At 36.3% G+C, this 1368-nt stretch carries 1 protein-coding gene; it reads left to right on the forward strand.

Annotated features, from left to right (window positions below):
• Positions 1-74 precede the first annotated feature (74 nt).
• Positions 75-1334, forward strand: coding sequence for an IS256 family transposase (locus WAE64_RS24715; protein ID WP_340240869.1), 1260 nt, complete (start codon positions 75-77; stop codon positions 1332-1334).
• Positions 1335-1368 lie beyond the last annotated feature (34 nt).

The raw sequence follows: 1368 nt of genomic DNA on the forward strand, positions 1-1368 counted from the left end.
GAGACTGTAAATTAAACTGTGTCAAGGTAAAATTTAGCTAAAATGTTAATTTTACTTTAAACACAGTTTTTTTTATGGAAGAGAAATCAGAATTTGACTTTGAAGAGTTTAAAAAACAGGCCATAAAAGGTATGTATGATGGTAAGCCTTTTAGTGGAGAGAAAGGGATTTTTGCGCCATTGATGAAACATTTTTTAGAAGCAGCTCTAGCTGGGGAATTGGAAAGCCATCTGGCAGAATCAAAAGCAAAAGGGATATCTAATCGTAAAAATGGAAAGACAAGCAAACAAGTAAAGAGTTTATCTGGAGAATTTGAACTGGAGAGTAGTAGAGACCGTTCAGGGACTTTTGAACCTATGATTTTACCTAAGAGACAGGTAATCATTACAGAAGAGCTTGAAACTAAAGTTATAGGCTTATACGGTTTAGGCATGTCTACCAGAGATATATCTTCTCATATAAAGGAGCTGTATCAAATGGACATCTCAGCCACACAGTTGTCCAGTATTACAGACAAGGTAATTCCTGCCATGCAGGAATGGCGTAGCAGACCCTTGGAGAGCATTTATCCCATTGTTTTTATGGATTGTATCCATTATAAAGTTAAAGAGGATGGCAGAGTAGTTTCACGAGCTATATACAACATCTTAGGAATAGACTTAGAGGGAAAAAAAGACTTGATAGGTATGTATGTGGCTGAAACAGAAGGTGCCAAGTTCTGGCTTTCTGTTTTAACAGATTTAAAAAGAAGAGGTGTAGAGGACATCTTAATTGCTTGCATTGATGGATTGAAAGGCTTCCCTGAAGCTATTGCTACCGTATATTCTCAAACCCAAATACAACTCTGTATTGTCCATCAAATAAGAAATAGCTTAAAATACGTTCCTGAAAAGGACAAAAAGGCTTTCATGGCTGACCTTAAACTTGTCTATACTGCTGTAAACAAAGAAGAAGGCTTCAGACAATTAGAGGCTTTAGAAGCTAAATGGGGCAAGAAATTCATTATTGCTGTCCAATCCTGGTTTACTAACTGGGAAAACTTATCAAGTTTCTACGAGTATGCAGAAGACATTAGAAGATTGATTTATACGACAAATCCTATAGAGGGTTTTCATCGTCAAGTCAGGAAGGTTACCAAAACTAAAGGTTCGTTTACATCAGATACAGCACTCTTGAAACTGATATATCTGGTTGTACAGAGAATCTCTCAAAAGTGGACTATGCCTGTCCGAAATTGGAGTGTTACTTTATCGCAGTTATACATCATTTTTGGAGATAGAATGAAATTTCATAATTTTGAAAAAACTCACTTGAAGACAACTCCAAGTGAGTAGTAAAAATACTTGACACAGTTCAGTTTACACTCCC

The organism is Emticicia soli, assembly GCF_037860775.1.
GTDB lineage: Bacteria > Bacteroidota > Bacteroidia > Cytophagales > Spirosomataceae > Emticicia > Emticicia soli.